This is a genomic window from Microvirga lenta, from assembly GCF_020532555.1.
Lineage (GTDB): Bacteria > Pseudomonadota > Alphaproteobacteria > Rhizobiales > Beijerinckiaceae > Microvirga > Microvirga lenta.
The window spans coordinates 49198-70835 of record NZ_JAJBBR010000001.1 but is presented as its reverse complement, the minus strand read 5'-3'; the positions used below and the strand labels follow the sequence as shown (position 1 = coordinate 70835).

The window sequence follows — 21638 nt, the reverse complement described above, 5'->3', positions numbered from 1 at the left end:
TTATCGATCCGGCGTCTGGGCTCAGGCCGCCTGTCCGGCGCTCTGATAGCCGAACATGGACTTGACCTCGAGGTAGTCCTCGAAGCCGTAGCGGCCCCATTCGCGGCCGTTGCCCGACTGCTTGTAGCCGCCGAAGGGCGCAGCGAGGTCGCCGCCGGCGCCGTTGATGTGCACCATGCCGGCGCGGATGCGGCGGGCAAGCTTGCGGGCGCGCTCCGGGTCCGCCGAGGTGACGTAGCTCGACAGGCCGTAGACCGTGTCGTTGGCAATCGCGACGGCCTCTTCCTCGCTGTCATAGGGGATGATGGCGAGAACCGGCCCGAAGATCTCCTCGCGGGCGATCGTCATGTCGTTCGTGACATCGGCGAAGACCGTGGGGCGGATGTAGTAGCCTCTGTCGAGGCCGTCGGGCCGCCCGGGGCCGCCGGCCACGAGGGTGGCGCCTTCCTGCGTGCCTTTTTCAAGAAGCGACTGGATCTTCTCGAACTGGGTTTGGCTGACGACCGGCCCGATGGTGGTGCCGGGCGCCCGCGGATCTCCTGCGACGGTCGCCTCCGCGATCCGCTTGGCGATGGCGATGGCTTCTGCCTGGCGGCTCCGCGGCACGAGCAGGCGCGTCGGAGCGTTGCAGGACTGGCCGCTGTTGCCGAAGCAGGCGCGGGCGCCGTGGGTGATCGCCGCTTCGAAATCGGCATCGTCGAGAATGATGTTGGGCGACTTGCCGCCGAGCTCCTGATGGACGCGCTTCACCGTGTCGGCCGCCGCCTTGGCGACGAGGATGCCCGCGCGGGTGGAGCCGGTGAAGGACACCATGTCGATGTCGGGATGGCTCGAGATCGCCGCGCCGACCGTCGGTCCGTCGCCGTTGACGAGGTTGAACACGCCCGCCGGCACTCCGGCCTCGTGCAGGATCTCCGCGAACAGCATCGACGAGACCGGTGCGATCTCGCTGGGTTTCAGCACCATGGTGCAGCCCGTGGCGAGCGCCGGCACCACCTTGCAGGTGACCTGATTCATCGGCCAGTTCCAGGGAGTGATCAGCCCGACCACGCCGATGGGCTCGCGCACCACGAGGGTGTTGTCGATCACCTCCTCGAATTCCAGCGTCTTGAGCACCGCGATCCCCTGCGCGATGTGCCCTTGTCCGGCGCCGACCTGGGCCTCCCGCGCAAACCCGAGGGGAGCGCCCATCTCCTTCGAGATGGCGTCGGCCATCTCGTCGGCGCGCCTGATATAGACGGCGAGGACGGCTTCGAGCAGTTCGACACGCTCCTGGCGGCTGGTCCGGGAATAGGATGCGAAGGCGCGCTGCGCGGCAGCGACGGCGCTGTCGACGTCCTGCGCCGTGCCGAGGGCGATCCGGGCGAAGGCCTCCTCGGTGGCGGGATTGATGACGTCGAGGGTGGGGCGGCCCTCCGGCCTCACCCATTGTCCATCGATATAGAAAGACAAGTATTCGTCCATGGAACTGCTGCCTCCGCGCTGGCCTTCACGATGGGATGGTTCCTCCCATCATGCTCAAAATTCTATCCAGGGCCAGCCCGAATTGGCGGCACTCAGAGGTAGGGAGGCGTGCAGGCGCTGACGACCTCGCAGATCTCGGACCCGAGATTGCGGAAACGGTGCGGGATGCGGCTGTCGAAAAGATAGGCATCGCCGGCGCGAAGGACCTGGACCTGATCCCCGACCGTGACCTCGAGTTCGCCCGAGATGACGATGCCGCCCTCGTGGGAGGCATGCTCCAGCATGGTCGGCCCCGTATCGGCGCCGGGCTCGTAGCGCTCGTGGAGGATCTGAAGCCCATGCTCCCGCGCGTTTCCGACCTGGCGGAGGGTCATGCGCTTGTTCTTCTTGCCGTTGAAGCTCCCGAGCTTCGACGTGAGATCGATCAGCTCGTCGGGCCCGTAGAACACCTTGTGCTTCTCCCGCGCCGTCTCCTGGAAGAAGTCGGCCATCGTCATGGAGACGCCGCCGAGGATCTTTCTCAAGGAGGCCACGGAGGGGCTGTTCCGGTTCTGCTCGATCATGGAGATCAGGCCGTGAGTCACGCCGGCGCGGACCGCGAGATCGCGCTGCGACAGACCGGCGGCGATCCGGATCTCCTTCAGCCTCGCTCCAACATCAAAATCCATTGGCCCTCCGAGTTGCTCTGGCCATCTTGCCATGCTCAAAATTTTAAGCAAAGCTGCGATCATTCCACGACGATTTGCTCAGTGAATACCGGGAGTCTCCTGATGAGCGCAACATCCACCCTCGGGGCCCGCCACAAAGCCGCCGTGCCCCGCGGCATCGCGACGAAGGACCTCTACGTCGCGCGGGCCGAGAACGCCGAGCTGTGGGACGTGAACGGCAAGCGCTACATCGACTTCGCGGCGGGCATTGCGGTTCTGAACACCGGCCACCGGCATCCCGACGTGATGGCCGCGGTGCGGGCCCAGACGGAGGCCTTCACCCACACCTGCTTCCACGTGGCCCCTTACGAGAGCTATATCGGCCTCGCCGAGCGGCTGAACGCGATGACGCCCGGTAGCTTCGAGAAGAAGACGATGCTCGCCACCACCGGCGCGGAGGCCGTGGAGAATGCGGTCAAGATCGCCCGCAGCGCCACCGGCCGGTCCGCCATCGTGGCCTTCAGCGGGGGCTTTCACGGCCGCACGATGATGGGCATGGCCCTCACCGGCAAGGTCGTTCCCTACAAGAAGGGCTTCGGGCCGTTCCCGGCCGAGGTCTATCACGCGCCCTATCCGAAGACCTACCATGGCGTCGATGTCGAGCGGGCCTTGGCCGGCGTAAGGGATCTGTTCCTGTCCGACGTGGATCCCACCCGCGTCGCGGCCTTCATCGTCGAGCCGGTTCAGGGGGAAGGCGGCTTCTACATCGCGCCTCCGGAATTCCTGCGCGGCCTGCGTGCGATCTGCGATCAGCATGGCATTCTCCTGATCGCCGATGAAATCCAGACCGGCATCGCCCGCACCGGCAAGATGTTCGCGATCGAGCATTCCGATGTCGTGCCGGACCTCGTCACCATGGCGAAGGGCCTGGGCGGCGGCTTCCCGCTCGCCGCCGTGACGGGGCGTGCGGAGCTGATGGACGCTGCCGGGCCCGGCGGCCTCGGCGGAACCTATGGCGGCTCCCCGATCGGCATCGCCGCCGCCCATGCGGTGCTCGACGTGATCGAGCGCGAGAAGCTGTGCGACCGCGCCCTCGAACTCGGCGATCTCTTCCGCGAGCGGTTCGATGCCCTTTCTCGGCGCAACGAGTTCTCCTGCATCGGCGACGTCCGCAACCTGGGCGCCATGATTGCCATCGAGCTGGTGAAGGACCGTCACACGCGCGAGCCGGATGCCGCACTGACCTCGGCGCTCGTGGCGAGGGCGCAGGAGAAGGGGCTGATCCTTCTCTCCTGTGGCGTGGATGCCAACATCATCCGCATCCTCACGCCTCTCACGATTCCGCTCGAGCAGGCCCGCGAGGGATTGGACATCCTGGAGGAGGCGCTCGGCGAGGTCGTCGGCTCCGCCCTCACCACCGCAGCCTGATCGACACCGCAGGTCATTGGCGGGCTTCCCGCCAGGGAGGTCGCCAATGACGTTCTCTCCGGATGCGCGGATCGACCTGAACCGCCTCCTCGCCGATATCGACCGCTCTGCCGGAATCGGGATCGGGCGGGAAGGCGGTTTGTCCAGGCTCGCCTTGAGCGATGCGGATCGCGAGATGCGCGATCTCTTCGTCGGGTGGTGCCGGGAGGCGGGTCTTGCCGTTTCCATCGATGAGGTCGGTAACATCTTCGGCCGCCGCGCCGGCCGGGAAGACGATCTTCCGCCGGTGCTGGTGGGAAGCCACCTCGACACGCAGGCCAACGGAGGACGCTTCGACGGGATCCTCGGCGTCCTCGGGGCTCTCGAGGTGGTCCGCACGCTCAACGATCTTGGGCATGTGACCCGACGCCCGATCGAGATCGTGAACTGGACGAACGAGGAGGGAGGGCGGTTTTCGCCGCCCATGCTGGCCTCGGGCTGCTTTGCCGGCGCCTACCCGGTGGACTGGGCGTACGATCGGCAGGCGGATGACGGGACGACATTCGGCGGCGAGCTTCAGCGCATCGGCTATCGCGGGTCAGTGCCCGCGGGTGGGCGCATCCCGGATGCCTATTTCGAACTCCACATCGAGCAGGGACCCGTGCTCGACGCGGAGAAGGTACAGGTCGGCATCGTCACCCACGCCTACCGCTCGCACGGATTCCTCGTCGAGTTTCATGGGGAAACGGCCCATACGGGGCCCTGGCCGATGGAGAAGCGGCGCAACGCCCTGGTGGCCGCCGCGCGGCTCCTCGTGGGCGTGGACGACATCGGCTGGGAATACGCGTCCAGCGGCGGAAAAGCCACGGCGGCCCGGCTCGTCGCCTGGCCCAACAAGGCAGGCATTCTCTCCGACTGGTCCCAGGCGGTCTGCGACGTGCGCCATGACGACCCGGCCAAGGCCGACAGCATGGCCGACAAGGTCGTCGGCACGATCGAGGCCGCCGGTCGCCGCGCGGGCTGCGATGCTAAAATTGTGGATCGCTGGACCTGGGGCGGCTCGATCTTCGACCGCGATCTCGTCGGCTCGATCCGTTCTCATGCGGGAGCCTTGGGCTACTCCCACAGGGACCTGCCCAGCCAGGCCGGACACGATGCATACTTCCTCGCAGGGATCTGCCCGACCGCGATGATCTTCACCCCGTGCCGCGATGGCATCACCCACAACAATGCGGAATTCGCCGCGCCGGAGGATATTGCGCCCGGCGCCAACGTCCTGCTGCACGCTCTCGTCGCGCGCGCCGACCGTTGAACCCGACCGGCAGCCTCGTGAGGCAGATCGCCATGAGCAGTAAGCAAGAAGGAGAGGGAGCATGAGCTTCAAGTGCACCGTTCCGGCCGTTCCGACGGTCCAGCAGGACGATTCCGACGTTCGGATCACGCGGTGGGATTTCGCCCCTGGCGCGGTGACGGGATGGCATCGCCACGAATGGCCTTATTTCGTGGTGATGCTGGTCGACGGCACTCTGCGCATTCACAACTGGGACAATGTCGCCGATGTGCCCCTCGTGGCCGGGCAGGCCTATTCGCGCAAATCGGGGATCGAGCACGACGTCATGAACGGCTCGGATCATCCGATCGCGTTCATCGAAATCGAGATCAAGCGTCCCGAAGCCTTCTCGAATCCGGGGTGATGCAGCTCACGCCGGGGCGAGGACGCGGCCCGGATTGAGAATTCCCTTGGGGTCGAGCGCGTCCTTGAGCGTTCTCATCAGGTCGAGTTCGGGTGCGGTGCGGCTCATGGAGAGATATGGGCGTTTGAGAACGCCGATCCCATGCTCGGCCGAGATCGTGCCGCCGACTTCGGACACGACGCCGTAGACGACCGCGTTCATCTCCTGGCCCACGATCTCATCATAGCTCTCGTCGCAGAGGGAGAGATGAATGTTGCTGTCCGCCACATGGCCGAACACGATGAGCACGGAGTGGGGCCAGCGTGCGCGACTGCGCAGGCGCAGAAGATCCACAGCCTCCGCCATCCTGGAGAGGGGGATGCTGACGTCGAAATGGGAGCCTTTCGGGAGAACGCGGTCGAACTCGTAGTTGGCCTCGCGATAGGCCCAGAACCGCCTGCGGTCGTTCCCCGACTGCGCGATAGCGGCATCGGTGACGATGCCTTCTTCGATGAACTCCGAGAGAGCCTCGGCGAACGCGTCCTCGGCTCCCGGATCCGCGCCCATGGCGGCCTCGATCAGCAGCGTGATCTCGTGCCGGTCGGCGAAGGGCTGCGTGAGGCCGGAGCGGTCGATGGCGATATCCATGTACTCGCGCCACATGGCCTCGAACACCAGGAGGCGGCCCGGGAAGCGGCTGTCGAGCCGGCGCAGCACCGCGAGCGCATCCGCGAAGCTGCCGACCGCGCAGAGGGCCGATGCGAGCCCTTGCGGGCGCGGGTGCAGCGCAAGCACGACGCGGGTGACGACGCCGAACGTGCCTTCGCTGCCGATGAACAGCTGCGTCCAATCGTAGCCGGCATTGTTCTTCATCATCTTGTTGAGCGAGCGAAGCACGCGTCCGTCAGGCAGCACGGTTTCGAGGCCCAGCACGTTCCGGCGTGTCATTCCATAGCGCAGAACCTGGTTGCCGCCGGCATTGGTCGCCACGTTGCCGCCGATGGTGCACGTGCCGCGTGCGCCGAGATCGATTCCGCACAGAAACCCCGCTTCCTCGGCGGCGGACTGGATGACGGCGAGGGGTGTGCCGGCGAGTGCGGTCAGCGTGGCGCTGTCGCGGTCGATCTCCTCCACTCCGACCAACCGCTCGAGCGAGAGCGCGATCTCGTTCTCCTGTGGATTGGCGCCGCCGGCCAATCCGGTCATGCCGCCTTGGGTCACGACTCTTTGGCCATGGGCATGGCAGATCTCCAGGCAGCGCGACACGTCCTCCGTCGAGCGCGGGAGAACCAGGGCGAGAGGTGCGCGCATTGTCGCGCCGCTCGCGTCGCCGAAATTCTTCCGGGGAATGTCGGCTCCGGTTCTGACGCATTCCGCCCCCAGCGCTTCGCGCAGCGCGTCGAGAACCGCGGTCATGGATGTCTGCTCCTGGGATGCGTTGTGAGGGTGCGCCTGAGAGTCAGGCTAGGCGTGCTTAAAATTCTATACATCGGCAATACGACGCACTGCCAGCGTCCGGATGCCTCCTCCGCAAGCATTTGGCGAAATTTCTATATCGCCGTTGAGCAAAAAATCGCCACCTATACCCGGTCTTGCCACCTTGGGTTGATTGCCTTGCTCAGAATCTTGAGCAAGTCTTACGTTAGGGAACACAATAATCCGAATAAGGCGGGAAGATTTCAATGGGCTTCATGATCGGGCGAGTCCCTGACCTTGAAACAAGCGTGCCATTCCCGGCCGCTCACGCAACGCACCATGGCTCTGCCCCGCTGAGACTTCGCACACAGACGGCTTGAATTTCGGGTTCGGCGCGCCGCTCGCGGCACTCACACGCGGCAGGCGCCCACCCATCGCTTCATCGGCAACGGAACACGATTACCGCAGAGATGCTCCACCACTGGGGATCTGCGACACGGGAGAGGGAAAATGCAGAAGGCTGATGCGATCATCTCTGGGGGCAAAATCTTCTCTGGCCTCAGGGAGGGATTCGTCGAAGCGCTCGCCATCGGGGGCGATCGGGTCCTTGCCGCGGGCAGCGCGGCAGATGTGGAAGCCCTGCGCGGCCCCTCGACCCGGATGATCGACCTTGACGGACGTGTGGCCATTCCCGGTCTCAACGATGCGCACATGCATCTCATCCCGCTCGGGCTCGGCATGCTGGAGGTGAACCTCCGTCCGGAGGAAGGCGTGACGAGCATGGACGAGCTTCTGCGCCGGGTCGGCGAGGCGGCGAAGTCGAAGCCTCCGGGCGCATGGATCACCGGCCGCGGATACGACCACAACGAACTGGCCGAGGGCCGCCATCCGACCGCCGAAGAGCTTGACCGTGTCGCGCCGAACAACCCGGTCTACATCAAGCGCACCTGCGGGCATGTGGGCGTCGTCAACACGCTGGCGATGCGCGAGGCCGGGATCGGCCACAACACGCCGAGCCCCGATGGCGGACTGATCGAGCGCCGCGACAACAAGCTCACCGGGCTCCTGGCCGAGCTTGCCCTGCGTCTCGTCGTGAACGCGATGCCGAAGCCTTCCAGGGAAGAACTGATCGCTGCCGCGGAGCGGGCAGGGGACTACATGCTCTCGCAGGGCTTCACGAGCGTCATGGATGCCGCCGTGGGCATGCTGGCCGGAATGGACGAGCTTGCGGCTTACGAGGAGGCGGCCCGCGACGGGCGGCTGCCCGTGCGCACATGGGTCTGCATCTACGGCAATGCGGACGGAATCGGCGACGAGGCTCACGCCGCCGGCTATCGCTTCGGCCGTGAGATCGGCCTTCTGCGCTACGGCGCTATGAAGGTTTTCGGCGACGGCAGCGCCGGCGGTCTGACCGCCGCCATGAGCGAGCCGTACGTCGTCGGGGATCCGGAGAACCGGGGCATCTTCTGCTACACCGATGCCGAGATGCACGGCTATCTCGCCCATTACCACAAGCTCGGATACCAGCTCGCGATCCATGCCATCGGCGACGCGGCGATCGAGCAGGTCCTCACCGGCATCGAGAAGGCGGGAACGCCGGAGCAGCCCGTCGCCGGGCGCCGTCACCGGATCGAGCATTGCGGCTTCCTCACGGACGGACAGCTGGCCCGCATGGCGGCGGCGGGAATCGATCCCGTGCCTCAGCCTCTCTTCATGTACGAGTTCGGCGATCTCTACGTGCACAATCTGGGCGAGGAGCGCGCGAGCGCCGCCTATCCCATGAAGAAGTGGCTCGACGCCGGCCTTCATCCGGCCGCGAGCTCGGATGCGCCGGTCTGCGCCACCAATCCGTTCCAGAACCTCTTCACCATGGTGACGCGCCAGACGAAGCGCCACACGGAAATCGGCGGCGCCGAAAAGCTGACGATGGAGGAGGCCGTCCACGCCTATACCTATTGCGGCGCCTACACGCAATTCGCGGAGGAGGATGTGGGACGGCTGATCCCGGGGCAGCTCGCCGACATCGCCATCCTGTCGCATGACATCTTCGCGGTCGATCCGGCGACGGTCGAGAAGGATGTCCGGTGCGACATGACCATCCTTGCCGGCAAGGTGGTCTACGACCGTGAGGGTCAACTCGCCACCGCCGCAGAATAGGACGATCTTACATGCTGCGCCATACGCTCGAGCGATTGCTCCTCGCGGTGCCCGTTCTCTTCGGGGTTCTTCTGCTCGGCTTCTTCCTCATGCAGGTGGTGCCGACGGACCCGGCCATCGTCCGGGCGGGTCCGACCGCAAGCATGGAGGTGATCGAAGCGATCCGTCAGGAACTCGGCCTCAACGAGCCGCTCTGGAAACAGTTCTTCATCTATATGGGACGTCTGCTCCAGGGTGATCTCGGCGTGTCGATCATCAACAACGTTCCCGTCACGCAGGAGCTCGGCGCGACCATCGGCCCGACGCTCGAGCTGATGCTCGCCTCCCTGATCTGGGCCATTCCGCTCGGCATCGTCATGGGAACGGTCGGGGCCTACTACCGGGGCACGTTCCTCGACCGGATCATCATGGCGGCCTCCGTGGCGGGCGTGTCGATCCCGGTCTTCTTCCTGGGCCTGATCCTGATCTGGTTCCTCGGATTCCAGTATCAGATCCTGCCCTTCACCGGGCGGCCCGGACCGATCTGGACCTGGGAAGGGTTCAAGGCGGTGATCATGCCGGCGATCACCCTCGGCGGCGTCTTCGTGGGGCCGGTGGCCCGCATGACGCGCTCCTCCGTTCTCGATGTGCTGGGGGCGGATCACGTCCGCACCGCCCGGGCCAAGGGCCTTCCGGAGCGCACCGTGGTGACCCGTCATGCCCTGCGCAACGCCCTCGTGCCGGTGGTGACCCTCATCGGCCTCCAGATCGGGTTCCTGCTCGGCGGCGCGGTGGTGACGGAAACCGTGTTCAGCTGGCCGGGAATCGGCCGGCTCGCGGTGGGAGCGATCCTGTCCAGCGACCTGCCGATGGCGCAGGGGACCATCATCGTCCTTTCGCTCGGCTTCATTCTCGTGAACCTGGCCGTGGACGTCCTTTACGCAGTGCTTGATCCGAGAGTGAGGGGCGCATGAGCGACAGCGTCGTGATCCCACAAAGTCCCGTTGGCGTGCAGCAGCCCGAGGCCGACCGGATCGTCCGTCGTCCGTCGGTCCTCCTTCTCCTGCTGCGCGAGCCGAGTGCATGCGTGGCTCTGATGACGGTGGTGACCATCCTGCTCGCGGCGCTTTTCGCGCCGTGGCTGGCGCCGGGCGATCCCTATGGCGGCGACCTCGCGCTCACTCTGCAGCCGCCGGGCGAGCTTGCCCTGCTCGGAACCGACGGCCAGGGCCGCGACATGATCACCCGGCTTCTCTATGGCCTGCGGACGACGCTCATGATCGGGTTCGCGGCGGTGTTCATCGGCTGCGGCATCGGGGCCGTCATCGGCTTCGCCGCAGCCTATTATTCGCGCCTGTCGGGCCTCCTGATGCGCCTGATGGACGTGCTGCTGTCCTTTCCGGCCATTCTCTTCGGGCTCGCCATCGCGGCGATCTTCGGGCCCGGCCTCACGGCCGTCATCATCGCATTGTCCATCGCGACGGTGCCGCTGATGGCCCGCGTGGTTCGCGGCGCCGCAATCGTCGTCATGCAGCAGGACTACATCGAGGGTGCTCGCGCTCTCGGCATGAGCGACAGGCGTCTCATCCTGAAGCACCTCCTGCCGAACTGTCTCTCGGCGATCTTCGTGTTCGTCACGCTGCGCTTCGGCCAGGTGATCCTTCTCGGAGCCGCGCTGTCGTTCATCGGCCTGGGTGCGCAGCCGCCGACCGCAGAACTCGGCGCCATGGCGGCGGATGGGCGGAACTTCCTGTTCTTCGCGCCGCATGTCTCGGTTCTGCCGAGCCTGCTCATCTTCATCATCGTGCTTGCGTTCAATGTTCTTGGTGACGCGCTTCGGGACGCACTCGACCCGAAGCTCAACAAATAAACTGCCAGAGGAGAACCAGAGAATGTCTAAAGCCTTGAAATCCATGCTCATCGCCGGTGCGGCCGCTCTCACGATCGGCTCCCTGCCGGCCGTGGCCCAGCAGGCCAACACGCTCACGGTCCTGCGCGTCATCGACGCCGACAAATACGATCCGATCCGCTCCACCGCGACGGCCGCGGCGGAAATCGTCTACATGCTCGCCGATACGCTGGTCAGCATCGATTTCGACATGCAGACGATCAAGCCGCTCCTGGCGAAGTCCTGGGAGGTCTCCGAGGACGGAAAGACCTATACCTTCAAGCTCCGCGAGGATGTGAAGTTCTGCGACGGCCGCCCGATGAAGGCGGAGGACGTCGTCTACTCCCTCAAGCGCTGGACCGATCCCGCTTCCAAGTCGCCGGTCTCCTTCCGCGGCGGTCCCGTCAAGGACATCAAGGCCACCGACGACTACACCGTCGTCTATGAGCTGAAGGAACCCTACGCCGACCTGCTGTTCCAGCTCGGCCTTTCCTTCGCATCCGTCGTCGACAAGGCGAGCGTGGAGCAGCTCGGCGAGAATTTCGGCGTGCAGGGCTTCAACGCCACCGGTCCCTATTGCTGGGTCAGCTGGACGCCGCGCCAGGACTTCGTGATGAAGAAGAATCCCCACTACACATGGGGACCGGAGATCTACAAGGATCCGAAGCCGCAGGTCGAGCAGATCGTGTGGCGCGTCATCCCCGAGCAGAACACGCTGATGGCCGCCATGCAGGCCAAGCAGGCGGATGCCACCTACTACATGCCCTACATCGCCATCGACACGATCTCCCGCATCCCCGGCATGAAGGTGCAGCAGCAGAAGAACTACATCTACGACGCCTTCATGGGCTTCAAGGTGGACAAGCCCGTGGTGAAGGACGAGGCGATCCGCCGGGCCGTCAACATGGCGACCAACAAGGATGCCATCGCCAAGGCCGTGTATTTCGGCAAGGGCGCGCCGATGCAGTCGCTCCTGAACCCGACCGTTCTGGACTTCGACCCGAAGTCCGCCTCCATGATGCCGAAATTCGATCCTGCCGCAGCCGCGAAGCTCCTCGACGAGGCAGGCTGGAAGGTCGGATCCGATGGCGTTCGCGAGAAGGACGGCCAGAAGGCGACGTTCACGGTCTACGGACTGCGCAACGCCGTGAATCCCCGCATCTCCGAGGCCATGCAGGCGGATCTGCGGAAGATCGGCATCGACATGAAGATCCAGCTCTGGGATGCCACGGTCGGCTGGGGCAAGCTCGCGACGCAGGAATTCGACGCCTTCTACATGTCGTATCCCTACGTGACGGCGAACGAGGCTCTCAACCTCTATTTCCGCAGCACGCAGACGCCGACGCCGAACCGGATGAACTGGAAGAACGAGAAGACCGATCAGCTTCTCGCCACCGCCACGACCGCGACGGACGATGCGACGCGCAAGGGCGCCAATGCCGCCGTTCAGCAGCAGCTCACCGAAGCGAGCGTCTGGGTGCCGCTGGTGTCCGAGCCGATGTGGCTGGTCACCGGTGAGCGCGTCGAAGGGGCTCGGCCGCACGGCGTGTATGGAGCAGGGCTCTACAAGGGCCTCGACATCAAGCTGAAGCGCTGAACGCGAGAGTCGGAGCGACATCCATGACCGTCACCGTAATCAAGAATGCGTCCTTCGTGGTTGGATGGGACGCCGAGCATAACAGGCATACCTACATCCAAGGGGGCGACGTCGCATTCGAGAACGGTGAGATCGTCTTCGTCGGGCGGGGTTATCAAGGCCCCGCCGACGAAACCATCGACGGGGCCGGGCGCATGGTCATGCCCGGCCTCGTCAACATCCACTCCCATCCCGCAAGCGAGCCTCTGAACAAGGGGTTCCTGGACGAGCTCGGCTCGCCCGCGCTCTACAACTCGTCGCTCTACGAGTACATGACGATCCTGCGCCCGGAGCCGGAAGCGGTCGCGAACTGTGTGCGGGTCGCCTATTCGGAGCTTCTCCTGTCCGGCGTGACGACCCTGACCGACATGTCCGGCGCCCATCCGGACTGGTTCGACCTTGCAGCCCAGAGCGGCTTGCGCGTCTGCATGTCGCCCATGTTCCGCTCCGCCAGCTGGGGCACCCGCAACGGCCACGTCGTGGAGTACGAGTGGGACGAGAAAGCCGGCGAGAAGGCGATGGAACAGGCCCTCGACCTGATCGAGAAGGCGCAGGCCCATCCGAGCGGCCGTCTTTCCGGAATGGTCAGCCCGTCCCAGATCGATACCTGCACGCCCGACCTGATCCGCGACAGTCACGCCGAAGCAAAGCGGCGGGGGCTGCCGTGGCAGATCCATGCGGCGCAGTCCACGGTCGAGTTCCATGAGATCACCCGTCGCCATGGACTGAGCCCGATCCAGTGGCTCGAAAGCCTCGGCGTGCTGGGCGATACCAGCATCGTCGGCCATGGCATCTTTCTCGACGACTATTCGCGCACCGGCTGGCACAGCCGGAAGGACCTCACCATTCTGGCCGAGTCCGGAACCTCGGTGGCCCATTGCCCGACGGTCTTCATGAGGCGCGGGATCGCCTTGAAGGATTTCGGGCGCTATCGCCGGGCGGGGGTCAATATCGGGCTCGGGACCGACACGTATCCGCACAACATGCTCGAAGAGATGCGCCACGTGGCCTATGTGGCGAGATTAATGGCGGAAAGCCCCCGGACCCTCACGACCACCGATCTGTTCGAAGCTGCGACCGTGGGCGGCGCACGAGCCCTGCTGCGCGACGACATCGGCCGCCTTGCGCCGGGCTGCAAGGCCGATCTGGTGCTGGTCGACGTCACGCATCCCATGATGCAGCCGGTCCGCGATCCTGTCCGGAGCCTCATCTACGCGGCGGCCGAACGCGCGGTCGATACGGTGTTCGTCGATGGCCGGAAGGTCGTCGAGGGAGGCCGGGTCCTGACCTTCGATTACGAAGAGGCCGCCCTGCGCCTGAGCGAGGCCCAAAGGCGGACGGAGGAGCTTGCTCCGTCCCGCGATTATGCCAACCGCCCGGTCAGCGCCTATTCGCCTCTGACCTTCCCGCTCGCGTAACGGAGACGGCATGTCCGAAACCATCCTCGACATCCGCGGTCTTGTCACAGCCTTCAATACCCGAAACGGGGCGATCCGCGCCGTGGACGGCATCTCGCTGTCCGTCAAAAGGGGCACGACGCTCGGCATCGTCGGCGAGAGCGGCAGCGGCAAGAGCATGCTGTCTCTCTCCGTCATGGGCCTCGTCCCGCCGCCCGGGCGCATTGCCGAAGGGCAGGTGATGTTCCGCGGAACGGATCTGACGAAGCTGCCGCCGTCGAAGATGCGAGACCTGCGCGGAAACCGCATCTCGATGATCTTCCAGGAGCCGATGACGAGCCTCAACCCGGTTCATACCGTTGGGTTCCAGATCGTCGAGGCGCTGCGGGCTCACCGCAAGGAAACGGCCGCTCGCCTGAAGGAGGAGGCGATCGAGGCCCTTCGCAAGGTGCGCATCCCGTCGCCCGAGCGCCGGTTCGACGAGTATCCGCACCAGCTTTCGGGCGGCATGCGCCAGCGCGTGATGATCGCGATGGCCCTTGCCTGCAAGCCGGATCTCCTCATTGCGGACGAGCCGACGACAGCCCTCGACGTCACGATCCAGGCGCAGATTCTGGAGTTGCTGCGGGAGCTTCAGGCCGAAACCGGCATGGCGATCATCCTGATCACCCACGATCTCGGCGTCGTCGCGCAGGTCGCCGACGAAGTGGCCGTCATGTACGCGGGGAAGGTCGTGGAGAGGGCGCCGGTCAGCCGGGTGTTCCAGGATCCGCAGCACCCCTACACGATCGGCCTCATGGGCTCGATGCCGCGGATGGAGGAGGACGTGGATCGCCTCGTTGCCATCTCCGGCGTCGTACCGCCGCCCTTCAGGCTGCCGCCAGGCTGCCGCTTCAATCCGCGCTGCCCCTTCGTCGGCAGCGAATGCCGCGTCGAGCAGCCCGCCCTCGCGGCCCTGACCGACGCTCATGCCGTCGCCTGCTGGAAGGCCCCGCTGGAGGAACACGTATGACGAAGCCGCTTCTCGAGCTGGAGGACGTCCGCAAGCTCTACCCGGTCAAGAAGGGCCTCATCGTCCAGAAGGAGGTCGGCACCGTCCGTGCGGTCGATGGGGTGAGCTTCCAGCTGATGCCCGGCGAGACGCTCGCCGTCGTGGGCGAAAGCGGGTGCGGAAAGTCGACGACCGCGCGACTTGCGATGCGCCTGATCGAGTCCACGTCCGGAACGATCCGTTACGACGGGCAGGACATCACCAAGGCCACCCGGCAGGACATGCGGCGCCTGCGCCGCGACATGCAGATCATCTTCCAGGATCCGTATTCGAGCCTCAACCCGCGCATGACGGTCGAGGAGATCATCGCCGAGCCGATGGTCGTTCACAATGTAGGTGACAGGGCCTCTCGCCGGGATCGCGTGCGCGAGCTCCTGCGCCTCGTCGATCTGGCGCCCTACCATGCGGACCGTTATCCGCACGAATTCTCGGGCGGCCAGCGTCAGCGCATCGGCATCGCCCGGGCGCTGTCCGTGTCGCCCCGTCTCGTGGTCTGCGACGAGCCGGTTTCGGCCCTCGACGTGTCGATCCAGGCTCAGATCGTGAATCTCCTCAAGGATCTCCAGAAGGAGTTCGGCCTCACCTATCTCTTCATCTCTCACGGCCTCGCGGTCGTGAAGCATGTGTCCGACCGTGTTGCCGTGATGTATCTCGGGCAGATCGTCGAGATCGCCGACAAGAAGAGCCTCTACGACAACCCGCGCCACCCGTATACGCAGGCCCTGCTGGCGGCTGCGCCTGAGCCTGATCCGTCCCGCCGCACGGCGATGAAGAGCCTGGGCGGCGACCTCCCGAGCCCGCTCAGTCCGCCATCCGGATGTCGGTTCCATACCCGGTGCCCGCTGGCACAGGAGCGCTGCCGCTCCGAGGTTCCGGCTCTTCGGGAGATCGGCGCCGGCCATCGGGCGGCCTGCCATTTCGCCGAGAGCGTCCCCGCCTTCGACCGCTTCCGGAATGGAGAGGGCATCCACCCGCGCCTGCAGGAGCGGCTGGCGCTCTATGCCCGCCACAAGGCGGCGCTTGCAACAGTCAGCGCATAACGAAAAGACCTTCAAGGAACGCTCAAATCATGAATGGTGCCGACCGCCTTTGCGAGGAACTCCTCGCAAACGATATCGATGTGTGCTTCGCCAATCCCGGCACATCCGAGATGCATTTCGTGGCGGCCCTCGACCGCAAGCCGCGCATGCGCTGCGTGCTCGGCCTGTTCGAGGGTGTCGTGACGGCCGCCGCGGACGGATATGCGCGCATGGCCGACAAGCCTGCGGCCACGCTTCTCCACCTCGGTCCGGGTCTCGCCAATGGGCTCGCCAATCTCCACAATGCCCGGCGCGCCTCGACGCCGATGATCAACGTGGTCGGCGAACACGCGACCTACCACATCCGGCACGACGCGCCGCTGACCAGCGATATCGAGAGTCTGGCCCGCCCCATGTCGCAATGGGTGCACCGCATCGAGAAGGCGGAGGATGTGGGCCGCGATACCGCAGCCGCCTATGAGGCGGCGATGTCGCTGCCAGGGGTGGCGACGCTCATCCTGCCGGCGGACGCGGCCTGGGGCGAAATCCCGGATACGCCCGTGGCGCGGACGGCATTGCCTCTCCCCGCTTCCGTCGATGCAGGCACCATGCGGAAAGCGGTGGAGGCGATCCGGTCCGGGCGCCGCACGGCGCTTCTCCTGAGCGGAAAGGCGCTGAGGGCAGAGGCTCTGGAGACGGCGGCCCGCATCGCCGATGCTGCGGGCGTGCGCCTGATCGCGCAGATGTCCAACGGGCGCATCGAGCGGGGAGCCGGCCGCGTCCCGATCGGCACGGTGCCCTATCCGGTCGACATGGCGCTCGAAGCGCTGAAGGACATCGAGTGCGTCGTCCTGATCGGCTCACAGGTTCCGGTTGCCTTCTTCGCCTATCCCGGCAAGCCGGGACGCCTGATTCCGGACCATTGCGAGGTGGTCGAGCTGGCGACGCGGGCGAACGACCTGAAGGAGGTGCTGTCATGGCTGGCCTTCGAGCTCGGCGTCAAGCCGGATGCGCCCGTCACGGTCTCGCAGCCCTGCACGGAGTGGGAGGCGCTGCCCGATGGGGATCTGACGGAGGACGCCATCTCGATCGCCGTGGCGCAGATGCTGCCGGAGGGGGCGATCATCTGCAACGAGTCGCTCACATCGGCCCGCCGCTTCTTCGGGCTGTCCCATCGCTCGGCTCCGCACGATTTCCTGTCGCTGACCGGAGGCGCCATCGGTATCGGCATTCCTCTCGCGGTGGGGGCGGCGGTCGCCTGTCCCGACCGCAAGGTGATCGGCCTGCAGGCCGATGGCAGCGGCATGTACACGGTGCAGGCGCTGTGGACCCAGGCGCGCGAGAATCTGGATGTCGTCACCATCGTCTTCGCCAACCGGAAATACGCCATTCTCCAGGGAGAGATGCGGGCGGTGGGCGCAACCGATTTCGGCCGCAACGCTCAGCGCATGCTCAATATCGATGAGCCTGCCTTGGACTGGGTGAGCATGGCGAACGGAATGGGAGTGGAGGCCGCCCGAGCGACGACCGTCAGAGGGTTCGTGGATCTGCTGAAAGCCGCGATGTCGCGACGTGGTCCGTTCCTGATCGAGGCCGTCATCTGACGTCCGTGCATCGCTGCAACGAAGGTCCCTATCGGCGCGGATCTTGAAGACTGCGCATCCAGCAGGCACCGGGATCGAGCCTGCAAGGGCCATGCAGGCCCTTGCGTTCACGACGCTGCCGACTGCCTCCGAAAACCTGACAGGCAGCGGGCCGACGAGAAGGCTCGTACCGGCTTCCGCCTGGGCCATGGACACCGTTGAGACCCCCTGCATCGCCTACCTTGGGCTGCCTGTCGAAGGTGGCCGGGTTGCCCCATGGCGCGGGCTCGTGTAGTTAAGTGGCTGAAAAACATAGCACATTTTAAGTGTTCTAAACTGGACGCGGTTCCGCCGCTCCGAAGAAGGAGGTTCCTCGCGTGAAGTCCGCTCGTTCCCTGCTCGCCGCCACGGCGCTCCTCGGTGCGCTCGCATTCTCGCCCGCCTACAGCGCCGCTCCGGAACCTCGGGAAGTGGTCTCGACCTATGCGGACATCGCACAGGCCATGTACGAAGATGCGCTGAAGGCCGCCCGCAATCTGAGCAAGGCGGTGGATGCCTTCCTGGCGACGCCGAACGAGGCGAACCTGAAGGCGGCCCGCGAGGCGTGGCTTGCCGCGCGCGTGCCCTATCAGCAGACGGAAGGTTTCCGCTTCGGCAATCCGCTCGTGGACGAGTGGGAGGGCAAGGTGAATGCCTGGCCTCTGGACGAGGGGCTGATCGATTACGTGGACACGTCGTCCTATGGCGAGGCGTCGGACGAGAACCCGCTCTACCGCGCCAACGTGATCGCCAACAAGCAGATCCGCATCGGGCGCGACCAGGTCGATGCCGGCAAGATCACCAAGGAGCTCTTGAGCGAGAAGCTGCAGGAGGCGGGCGGCGTCGAGGCCAATGTCGCCACCGGCTACCACGCCATCGAGTTCCTGCTCTGGGGGCAGGATCTGAACGGAACAAAGGCCGGGGCGGGCGCGCGGCCTGCGAGCGACTACTCGCTCGACAACTGCACCCACGGCAATTGCGAGCGCCGCCGCGACTATCTGCGCGCTGCGACGGAGCTTCTCGTGGACGATCTGTCCGAGATGGTCGAGGCCTGGAGCGCCGACGGCGCCGCCCGCAAGGACCTGACGGCGAAGAGCCCGGAAGAGGGGCTTTCCACGATCCTCACCGGACTCGGCAGCCTCTCCTATGGCGAACTGGCCGGCGAGCGCATGAAGCTCGGTCTCATCCTGCACGATCCCGAGGAGGAGCATGACTGCTTCTCGGACAACACCCACAACTCGCACTATTACGATCAGGTCGGCATGACCGCGATCTACAACGGCCGCTACGTTCGCCCAGACGGCAGCGTCTTCGAGGGTGCGAGCCTGGCCGAATATGCCAAGAGCAAGGCCGGCGATGCCGCCGGCAAGGTCGAGGCCGCCATGAAGAGCGCGACGGACAAGCTCGGCGCCATCAAGCAGCGTGCCGACAAGGGCGTCGAGGCTTACGATCAGATGATCGCCGAGGGCAATGCCGAGGGCAACCGCGTGGTCGAGGAGGGCGTCAATGCGCTCGTCGCGCAGGCTCGGGCCATCGAGGGATTGGTGAGCGCGCTCGGTCTCAAGATCGAAATCGAAGGCTCCGACAGTCTCGACAATCCCTCCGCGGTGCAGTGAGGCTTCCATGCTGACGCGCCGCACCGTTCTGGGCGGCATGGCAGGACTTGCGGGAGCCGGCGCTCTCGCGGGGATCGGAATGCGGACCTCGCCTGCGCGGGCGGGCGAAGGTCTGCCCGCGCGGCCTTCCGTCCCTGCGGGGCGTCGGCACGATCTCACTTTCGTGGCGGCCGAGCGCGAGGCGCGGCTCCTGGGGCCTTCCGGGCCCGCGTCGCGCGTCTGGACCTATACGGACGATCTGTTCGGCGTCGTGCGGATGCGCCTCGGCGACACGCTGTGCGCGCGGCTCGACAATCGGCTGCCCGAGCACACCTCCATGCACTGGCACGGCATCCGCGTGCCCAACAGCCAGGACGGGGTGCAGTATCTGACCCAGCCGCCGGTGAATCCGGGCGAGACCTTCGCCTACGAGTTCACGCCCCCCGATACGGGCACCTTCTTCTTCCACCCGCATTGCAACGAAACCGGGCAGGTCGGCCGCGGGCTTGCCGGCATCCTGATCGTCGAGGGCGACGAGCAGGAGCCGTCCCATGCCGATCTCGTGCTCGCCAACAAGGACTGGCGCTTGGCGGAGGACGGATCGTGGCTGTCCTTCGACACCCTGGAAGGCGCAAGCCGCGCGGGCACCTTCGGCACCGTGCGCGCGGTCAACGGAGAGCAGGCGTTCTCGGCGGAGGTTCCCGCCCATGGGGACATTCGCCTTCGCATCCTCAATCTCGACGCCACCCGCATGATCGAGGTCGGCGTCGAGGGAGCCGAGGCTTACGTGATCGCCACGGACGGCAATCCGATCACGCCTTTCCCGCTGCACAGCTGGCGCCTTGGCGCGGCGATGCGGCTCGACGTGCTCGTGCGCGCGCCCGCCGCGGGCACGACCTTCCGGGTGCTCGACTACTTCTCCGCCGAGCCCTGGCCGTTGGCGACGGTGCGGGCGGCCCCGTCCGGCCTGCAGCCGCGTCCCTTCTCGCCCAAGCCGCTCTACGCATCGAGCGTGCCGCGCGCCGATCTGAAGAATGCCGAGCGCATGAGCTTTGCGTTCAGCGCCGCGACGGGCGCGGCCGGTTTCGTGCAGGCGGTGGCGCAGGACGATCCTCTCGCCAAGGTGCTGCTCGACTCGCTCTGCGTGCAGGAATCGACGTTCTGGGCCATCAACAAGACCTCCTGGCCCAATGCCGATCACCGCCGGATGCCTCCACCGCTCGCCATGCTGGAGGCGGGCCGGTCCTACGTGTTCGAGCTGATGAACGCGACGCCCCATCCGCACCCGATCCATCTTCACGGCCATATGTTCGAGGTTCTCTCCGCCTCGCGTTCCGACGTGCCGCGCTTTCTCGCAGACACGGTGCTGCTGCACCCGAAGGAGCGGATCGAGATCGCCTTCGTGGCCAAGCGCGGCGACTGGATGTTCCACTGCCATATCCTGGAGCATCTGGAGTTCGGCATGATGGGCTATGTGAGGGCTGTGTGATGCGCGCCGCCCTCGGCCTCGCCCTGGCAGGCATCGCGCTCGCGGGGAGTGCGGTCGCCGAGGGGCGGATGAGCCGCACCATCGGAAAGGCGCTGTTCGAACGGGCCTGGGTGCCCGCGCCGTCCTCGACGCGGGCGAATGACGGGCTCGGCCCCCTGTTCAACGCCCGGGCCTGCATCTCCTGCCATGCGGGCCTGGAGCGCATGCCCGTTGCGACCGACGCCTCGGGCAAGATCGTGAGCGACAATCTCGTCCTGCGTTTCTCGGACGGGGCGGGCAGGCCTGATCCGGTCTATGGCAGTCAGCTCCAGACTGCCGGGGTGCCGGGCGTCGCGCCCGAAGGCCGTCTGGCCTTTGACGAGACAGGACCCATTCCCCTTGCGCTGGCCCATGGGGCGCCCGCATCCGGCACCCGCTACGGCGCGCGTCTCGCGCCGGCCTTGCGTGGGCTCGGGCGCCTGGAGGACGTCCCCGATGCGGTCCTGACCGCCCTGGCCGATCCGGCCGACGAGAACGGCGACGGCATCTCGGGCCGCGTCGGCCTTGTCCGGGCGCCCGATGGCACGCAGCGGGTCGGGCGCTTCGGCTGGAAGGCATCCGCGGCGAGCCTTGCCGGCATGGTCGAAGCGGCCTTCTCGACCGATCTCGGCCTCTCGACGCCGGGACGGCCCGCGCCCTGGGGCGATTGCGGAGAGCGTCAGCCGGAGTGCCGTGCCGCGCCTCATGGCGGAAGCTGGAACGAACCCGAAATCACGGGCGAGCTGGTCGCCATGATCCGCGACTACCTGGCCGCCGTTCCGCCGTCCGCGCGCGCCGCACCGGCCGACCATGCACGGAGCGAAAGCACTTTCGCGCGCATCGGCTGCGCCGCCTGTCACGTGCCCGCCTTGTCCTCGCCGCGGGGAACGGTGGAGGCCTATACCGATCTTCTGCTGCACGACATGGGCGAGGAGCTCGACGGCGGCGCGACGGAGCCGGGCGTGGAGGCCCGCGAATGGCGCACGGCGCCGCTCTGGGGCCTCTCGCGGATCCTTGCATCCGGCGCCGGGCTCCTGCATGACGGGCGCGCTACGACGCTCGACGGGGCGATCCGCGCCCATGGCGGGGAGGGCGGCCATGCACGCGCGCGCTACCTCGCTCTCGACCATGACGAGCGGGAACGGCTTTTCGCCTTCCTGTCCTCTCTCTAGGAGCTTGC

17 protein-coding genes are annotated in these 21638 nt (G+C 66.1%); 14 read left to right on the top strand and 3 right to left on the bottom strand.

Features of this window, described 5'->3' with window-relative positions; genetic code table 11:
* Positions 1–21: 21 nt before the first annotated feature.
* Both LGR44_RS00340 and LGR44_RS00335 read right to left on the bottom strand, forming a co-directional pair.
* Positions 22–1464, bottom strand: coding sequence for an aldehyde dehydrogenase family protein (locus LGR44_RS00340; protein WP_226736016.1), 1443 nt, complete (start codon positions 1462–1464; stop codon positions 22–24).
* Between the two features lie 92 nt (positions 1465–1556).
* Positions 1557–2132, bottom strand: coding sequence for a cupin domain-containing protein (locus LGR44_RS00335; protein ID WP_226736014.1), 576 nt, complete (start codon positions 2130–2132; stop codon positions 1557–1559).
* Between the two features lie 102 nt (positions 2133–2234).
* On the opposite strand from LGR44_RS00335, the gene gabT reads away from it, so the two are divergent.
* From gabT to LGR44_RS00320, 3 genes are all read left to right on the top strand, one after another.
* On the top strand, positions 2235–3539 hold the full coding sequence (gene gabT / locus LGR44_RS00330; RefSeq protein ID WP_226736012.1) for a 4-aminobutyrate--2-oxoglutarate transaminase: 1305 nt from the start codon (positions 2235–2237) through the stop codon (positions 3537–3539).
* Between the two features lie 46 nt (positions 3540–3585).
* Complete coding sequence (locus tag LGR44_RS00325) at positions 3586–4830, top strand: Zn-dependent hydrolase (protein WP_226736010.1); 1245 nt, start codon at positions 3586–3588, stop codon at positions 4828–4830.
* Positions 4831–4891: 61 nt separating this feature from the next.
* Positions 4892–5212 (top strand): cupin domain-containing protein, encoded by a 321-nt coding sequence (locus LGR44_RS00320; protein WP_226736008.1) that lies wholly within the window; start codon positions 4892–4894, stop codon positions 5210–5212.
* Between the two features lie 6 nt (positions 5213–5218).
* On the opposite strand, the gene LGR44_RS00315 is transcribed toward LGR44_RS00320, so the two are convergent.
* Positions 5219–6607 carry an FAD-binding oxidoreductase gene (locus LGR44_RS00315; protein WP_226736006.1) on the bottom strand — a complete coding sequence of 463 codons (1389 nt, stop codon included), beginning with the start codon at positions 6605–6607 and terminating at the stop codon, positions 5219–5221.
* Positions 6608–7117: 510 nt separating this feature from the next.
* On the opposite strand from LGR44_RS00315, the gene LGR44_RS00310 reads away from it, so the two are divergent.
* The 11 genes from LGR44_RS00310 (at position 7118) to LGR44_RS00260 (ending at position 21630) form a co-directional block, all read left to right on the top strand.
* Positions 7118–8764 (top strand): amidohydrolase, encoded by a 1647-nt coding sequence (locus tag LGR44_RS00310; protein WP_226736004.1) that lies wholly within the window; start codon positions 7118–7120, stop codon positions 8762–8764.
* A gap of 11 nt (positions 8765–8775) precedes the next feature.
* On the top strand, positions 8776–9717 hold the full coding sequence (locus tag LGR44_RS00305) for an ABC transporter permease (protein WP_226736001.1): 942 nt from the start codon (positions 8776–8778) through the stop codon (positions 9715–9717).
* On the top strand, positions 9714–10613 hold the full coding sequence (locus LGR44_RS00300; RefSeq protein WP_226735999.1) for an ABC transporter permease: 900 nt from the start codon (positions 9714–9716) through the stop codon (positions 10611–10613). Before LGR44_RS00305 ends, LGR44_RS00300 begins: the two co-directional genes overlap by 4 nt.
* 22 nt (positions 10614–10635) lie before the next feature.
* A complete protein-coding gene (locus LGR44_RS00295; protein ID WP_226735997.1) occupies positions 10636–12228 on the top strand; it encodes an ABC transporter substrate-binding protein in 1593 nt (530 codons plus the stop codon).
* A gap of 23 nt (positions 12229–12251) precedes the next feature.
* Positions 12252–13685: an amidohydrolase family protein gene (locus LGR44_RS00290; protein ID WP_226735995.1), complete on the top strand. Its 1434-nt coding sequence runs from the start codon at positions 12252–12254 to the stop codon at positions 13683–13685.
* Between the two features lie 10 nt (positions 13686–13695).
* Complete coding sequence (locus LGR44_RS00285; RefSeq protein ID WP_226735992.1) at positions 13696–14676, top strand: ABC transporter ATP-binding protein; 981 nt, start codon at positions 13696–13698, stop codon at positions 14674–14676.
* Entirely contained in the window at positions 14673–15755 is a 1083-nt protein-coding gene (locus LGR44_RS00280) for an ABC transporter ATP-binding protein (RefSeq protein ID WP_226735990.1), read from the top strand. Before LGR44_RS00285 ends, LGR44_RS00280 begins: the two co-directional genes overlap by 4 nt.
* A 29-nt stretch (positions 15756–15784) precedes the next feature.
* A complete protein-coding gene (locus LGR44_RS00275; protein ID WP_226735988.1) occupies positions 15785–17338 on the top strand; it encodes an acetolactate synthase large subunit in 1554 nt (517 codons plus the stop codon).
* Between the two features lie 356 nt (positions 17339–17694).
* Positions 17695–18972 (top strand): imelysin family protein, encoded by a 1278-nt coding sequence (locus LGR44_RS00270; protein ID WP_226735986.1) that lies wholly within the window; start codon positions 17695–17697, stop codon positions 18970–18972.
* Positions 18973–18979: 7 nt separating this feature from the next.
* Complete coding sequence (locus LGR44_RS00265; protein ID WP_226735984.1) at positions 18980–20440, top strand: multicopper oxidase family protein; 1461 nt, start codon at positions 18980–18982, stop codon at positions 20438–20440.
* Positions 20440–21630 carry a di-heme oxidoredictase family protein gene (locus LGR44_RS00260; RefSeq protein ID WP_226735982.1) on the top strand — a complete coding sequence of 397 codons (1191 nt, stop codon included), beginning with the start codon at positions 20440–20442 and terminating at the stop codon, positions 21628–21630. Before LGR44_RS00265 ends, LGR44_RS00260 begins: the two co-directional genes overlap by 1 nt.
* Positions 21631–21638: the final 8 nt, after the last annotated feature.